This window comes from Frigidibacter albus (assembly GCF_009908165.1).
Classification (GTDB): domain Bacteria; phylum Pseudomonadota; class Alphaproteobacteria; order Rhodobacterales; family Rhodobacteraceae; genus Frigidibacter; species Frigidibacter albus.
Map to the genome: position 1 here is coordinate 1 of NZ_JAAAUC010000039.1, position 1316 is coordinate 1316.

Consider the following 1316-nt stretch of genomic DNA (forward strand, 5'->3'; position numbering starts at 1 on the left):
CCCGATGGCGCGGTGATCAAGCCCGCGGCCTGCGATCCGAAGTTCCACCGCCATACCGGCCCGGCGCTGGTGGCGGACAGCTATCCCGAGCTGAAGAAGATCATCGACGATCCCGAGTACCCGATGACGCCGGACACGGTGCTGGTGCTGCGCAATGCCGGGCCGCAGGGCGGGCCGGGGATGCCGGAATGGGGCATGATCCCGATGCCCAAGGCGCTGTTGAAGCTGGGCCTGCGCGACATGGTGCGCCTGTCGGACGCGCGGATGTCGGGCACCTCGTTCGGCGCCTGCGTGCTGCATGTCTCGCCCGAGGCTTTTGTCGGCGGCCCGCTGGCGCTGCTGCGCACCGGGGACAGGGTGGAGCTGGATATCCCCAGCCGCAGCCTGAACATGCTGGTCTCCGCCTCGGAGCTGGCCGAGCGGCAGGCGGCCTGGGTCGCCCCGGTGCCGCGGTATGAGCGCGGCTATGGCTATATCTTCGGCAAGCATGTCGAGCAGGCCGACAAGGGCTGCGACTTCGACTTCCTGCGCCGCGAGTTCGGCGGCGCGACCCCCGACCCCGTCATCAACTGAAGCGCTCCAGAGGATCCGATCATGAACCCTGCCACCCGTGACAAGCTGATGGGCGTTTCCGTCGCCACCCTGTGCTCGGCGCTCTACAAGCGCGGGCTGAGGAGCCAGACCATCCAGGACGTGCGCCCGGTGGCGCCCAAGGGCCGCAACATGGTCGGCCCGGCCTTCACCCTGCGCTACATGCCGGCGCGCGAGGACCGCAACCCGATGTCGGTGTTCCGCAATGAGGATCACCCGCAGCGCGTGGCCATCGAGACCTGCCCCGAAGGCGCGGTCTTGGTGATGGACAGCCGCAAGGATGCCCGCGCCGCCAGCGCCGGCGACATCCTGATCACCCGGCTGATGGTGCGCGGCGGGGCGGGGATCGTCACCGATGGCGGCTTCCGCGATGCGATGGTGATCGCGGGGCTGGAGATCCCGGCCTATCACGCGCGCCCCTCGAGCCCGACGAACCTGACCCTGCACGAGGCCATCGACATCAACGTGCCGATCGGCTGCGGCGACGTGCCGGTATTCCCGGGCGATATCGTGGTCGGCGACGATGACAGCGTGATCGTGATCCCGGCGGAAATCGCCGACGAGATCGCCGACGAGGCGGTGGAGATGACCGCCTACGAGGACTTCGCCGTCGAACGCGTCAAGGCCGGCGCCACCATCATCGGCCTCTACCCCGCCACCGACGAACGCAACCTGACCCTCTTCGCCGAATGGCGCAAAGCCAACGGACGCTGAGGCGGTCTCGC

Annotated in this window: 1 protein-coding gene and 1 pseudogene; both read left to right on the top strand. The window is 68.7% G+C overall.

What is annotated here, in order from left to right; all coding sequences use genetic code 11:
- Positions 1-573 (top strand): annotated as a pseudogene (locus tag GVY41_RS20050) (dihydroxy-acid dehydratase); the annotation flags it as partial.
- A gap of 21 nt (positions 574-594) precedes the next feature.
- The gene (locus GVY41_RS20055) at positions 595-1305 is read left to right on the top strand and encodes a ribonuclease activity regulator RraA (protein WP_161348724.1); all 711 of its coding nucleotides are present in this window, start codon (positions 595-597) and stop codon (positions 1303-1305) included.
- Positions 1306-1316 lie beyond the last annotated feature (11 nt).

Coding starts and splice junctions, on each gene's coding strand:
- GVY41_RS20055 (WP_161348724.1), top strand. CDS start 595: ATGAACCCTGCCACCCGTGACAAGCTGATGGGCGTTTCCGTCGCCACC.